The following is a 3,411-nucleotide window of genomic DNA, read 5'->3' on the forward strand; positions in this document are numbered from 1 at the left end:
GATGGCGCTGGGGCGTGCGAGAGCGGTGTCCCCGGCGGGTGGCCGGGTCGGGCGGTGGCGCCGGTGAGCGGCGGCGCCCCCTCCGGCCCCGCCGGGTCAGCTCGCGTCCGCCGGGGACAGCCCTCCCAGCTCCCGGTAGGCCCGCGCGTGCCACACCAGCGGCTCGCCCCGGCCGACCCGCGACGAGACGACCCGCCCGTAGAGCACGACGTGGTCACCGACCTCCGCGGCCGAGCTCAGGTCGCACCAGGCGACGGCCAGCACCCCGGAGATCACCGGGCTGCCGCCGACCAGCAGCACCTCGCGGCCCAGGCCCGCGAAGCGCGTGCGGTCGCCGGGCGGTCTGCTGAACCGCTCGGCGAGGTCGGCCTGCCCGGCGGCGAGCAGGTGCACCGCGAAGCGCCGGGCGTGCCGCACCGCCTCCAGCGTCCGGGACCCGCGCGCCAGGCAGCACAGCAGGACGGGCGGCTCCAGCGACACGCTGGTGACGGTGCTGACCGTGCTGCCCGACCAGCCCGAGGGGCCGCACGCGGTCACCACCGCCACGCCCGCCGCGAGCTTGCGGTAGTAGTCGCGGCTGCCCGCGACCGGCCCGGCGGGCGCGGTCGGCGGCACGAGACCGGTCACGGCGCTCACCCCCGGCCGAACCACGGCAGGCTCCGGGGGCTGGCCAGCACCGCGAGCGCGGCCGGGACCACCTCGACGTCGCAGGCGGGCGCGTCCTCGGGCATGACCTCGCCGTCGTGCTCGAACAGCAGCGGCTGCCCGTCCAGGCGCTCCACGCGGATCCGGTCGCCCCGCGCGGCGCGCACGCCGGGGACCGCGTGGACGTCGCCGCCCACCGCCGCCTGGGAGAAGACCCGCATTTCGACCTCGGCGGTGACGACGGTGATGTCGAGCTTGCCGTCGTCCAGCACGGAACCGGGCACCAGGTCGAGCAGGCCGCCGCGGTGCCGGAAACCGCCGATGATCGTCTCGACGACCCCGCCCTCGTGGACGACCTCGCCGTCGACGGTGACCCGCCCCGGATAGGGCGCGTACCCGTCCATGGCGGCCACCGCGGCGGCCATGAGCAGCTCCCGCCCCCGCTCGGCGCGACCGCGGATGGCGAGCAGGGTCGCGGCGAACAGCCCGCTGCCGGAGCCCAGGAGCACCAGGTCGCCGTTGTGCGCGATCCTGGCCAGGTCGAGCCTGCGGGTGGCGGCGCCGCCGGTCAGCGCGGTGGCCGCGACCTGCTCCCACGGCTGGTCGTCCCACAGCCCCCGGTAGGCGGAGTTGCCGGTGCCGCCGGGCGCGATGAGCAGCGGCGGCGCCGGGAGGCCCGCCTCGCCCGCGTGGAACAGGCCGGTGGCGACCTGGCAGGCCGTGCCGTCGCCGCCGACCGAGACGACCACGTCCGGCGGGCGGTCGCCGCTCGCGAGCTTGTGGGCGATGTCGGTGGCGTCGCCGGGGGCGGTGGTGCGCACGACCTCGACGTCGGCGGCGCCCACCGCCTCCAGCGCGGCCACCACCCGGTCGCCGTCGCCGCCCGCCGCCGGGTTGACGACGGCCACGACGCGCAGACGCTGTTCCATGCTCACACCTCTCGTGCCGCTGGGGAGTCGGGCTCGCCGAGCCTGCGCGTGACGCGCAGGCGCGCGCCGCGCTTCGGGATCATGGTGATGTTGCGCATCGCGCTGCCCTCGTCCCCGTGGCCGACCGCTTCCAGCTCGACCGAGCGCAGCACGGTCGCCAGCACCGTCTCGACCTCGATCTGCGCGAACATCGCGCCGATGCACCGCCGGACCCCGCCGCCGAAGGGGATCCAGGCGTGCAGCGGCGGGTCGGGCTCCAGCCAGCGCTCGGGCCGGAACTCGTGCGCGTCGTCCCCCCAGTGCCGGGGGTCGGTGTGCACGGCGGCGATCGAGGGCAGCACGGCGACGCCCGCGGGCAGCCGGTAGCCGCCGAGCTCGATCGGCGCGGTCAGCCTCCGGGCCACGTTCTGGATCACCGGCCGCACCCGCAGCGCCTCCTTGAACACGGCGGTGCGGTAGGGGTCCTTGGGCTGGTCCAGGTTCTCCCGGAGCCTGGCGAGCACGCGGGGGTGGCGCAGCAGCCGCTCGAAGATCCAGGAGATGGCCACCGCCGTGGTCTCGTGCCCGGCCATGAGCAGCGACATCATCTCGTCGCGGACCACCTCGTCGTCGGCCTCGCCCGCGAGCATGATCGACAGCGCGTCGGAGCGGTCGGCCAGGTCGGGTGCCCGGCGGCGGCGGGCGATCTCCGCGTAGACGAGCTGGTCGGCCCGCTCCAGGTTGCGCACGACCTTGCGCCACGGCCACACCTCGCCGAGCCCCGGCCGGATCCACACCAGGATGTCGGACAGGCTGATGTCGGCGACCCTGCGCAGCACCGCGCCCAGCTCGGCGGACCGGTGCGGGTCGTCCACGCCGAGCACGGCCTGGACGATCACCTGCAGGGTGAGCGCGTAGGCGCGGTCGAGCAGCCGGAAGGGCCTGCCGACCTCCCAGCGCGCCACCTCGGCCTCGGTGATCCGGGCGACCGCGGTGGACAGCGCGGCGATCTTCTCGTGCTGGAACGCGGGCATCATGCGCTTGCGGGCGGGCTTGTGGCGCGGCGCGTCGAGGGTGAGGATCGAGTTGCGCCCCACGATCGGCACCAGCAGCGAGTTGCCCTCGCCCGCGTGGAAGGTCTCGGGCGCGCCCCGGAACACCTGCTTGATGTGCTCGGGGTCGCGCAGGACGACGAACGGCCCGCCGGGCACGACGCGCAGCGTGGCGATGTCCCCGTAGCGGTCGTGCGTGCGCGGCAGGTAGTCCTGCCTGCCCAGCCGGAAGCGGATGGTCTGCGCCAGCACCGTCTCCGGCGGTCCGGGGGGCAGGTCGTCGAGCGGTTCGCCGATCGAGACCCTGCTGATCGAGGCCGACGATGCCAGGCGCTCGCTCACGCCCGCGCGCTCGCGTCCTTCGGTGCCCATGGTCCCCTCCTGGTCCGTCGTCATGCGCGCACTCCCCCGTCGAGGGGTGCGGTGGGCCGGTCGGCCGCCGAGGACAGGCGCGCCAGGTAGCGGTCGAGCACGCGGCCAGCCAGGCGCCCGCCGGGGATCCACGGCGCGGAGCCGCGCACCCACGGCAGCGCGGTGGACAGGGGGTCCTGGCGCCCGTGGACGATCCAGCGCGCCAGGTGGGCGCCGTTGTGGGCGGACACGGCCAGCCCGTGGCCGTTGCAGCCGCCCGCGCGGTGGATCCGGGGGTCGTCGGGGTGCTGCCCGATCACGGGCACGCCTGCGCGGGGCAGCGCCACCGGGCCCGCCCAGGCCGACGCGAGCGCCCCCGCGCGCAGGGCGGGCGAGAGGGCGCGCGCGGCGGCGCGCAGCGCCTCGGGGGCGGGCGCGGCCGAGCCGAGCGCGCC

At 76.5% G+C, this 3,411-nt stretch carries 4 protein-coding genes; all 4 read right to left on the reverse strand.

Annotation, left to right across the window (positions count from 1 at the left end; genetic code table 11):
- Positions 1-96: 96 nt before the first annotated feature.
- Positions 97-627, reverse strand: coding sequence for a flavin reductase family protein (locus ACTUAL_RS21065; RefSeq protein WP_440901454.1), 531 nt, complete (start codon positions 625-627; stop codon positions 97-99).
- A gap of 5 nt (positions 628-632) precedes the next feature.
- Positions 633-1,574, reverse strand: coding sequence for a diacylglycerol/lipid kinase family protein (locus ACTUAL_RS21070; RefSeq protein WP_440901455.1), 942 nt, complete (start codon positions 1,572-1,574; stop codon positions 633-635).
- 2 nt (positions 1,575-1,576) lie between these two features.
- Positions 1,577-3,001, reverse strand: coding sequence for a cytochrome P450 (locus tag ACTUAL_RS21075; protein WP_096495043.1), 1,425 nt, complete (start codon positions 2,999-3,001; stop codon positions 1,577-1,579).
- A partial coding sequence (locus ACTUAL_RS21080; protein ID WP_440901456.1) for an FAD-dependent oxidoreductase occupies positions 2,998-3,411 on the reverse strand: 414 nt, incomplete at its 5' end. The genes ACTUAL_RS21075 and ACTUAL_RS21080, both read right to left, overlap by 4 nt.

Source organism: Actinosynnema sp. (assembly GCF_052038725.1).

What these genes read in the sequence shown, in the direction of transcription:
- ACTUAL_RS21070 (WP_440901455.1), bottom strand. Translation starts at nt 1,574, where the DNA reads ATGGAACAGCGTCTGCGCGTCGTGGCCGTCGTCAACCCGGCGGCGGGC.
- ACTUAL_RS21075 (WP_096495043.1), bottom strand. Translation starts at nt 3,001, where the DNA reads ATGACGACGGACCAGGAGGGGACCATGGGCACCGAAGGACGCGAGCGC.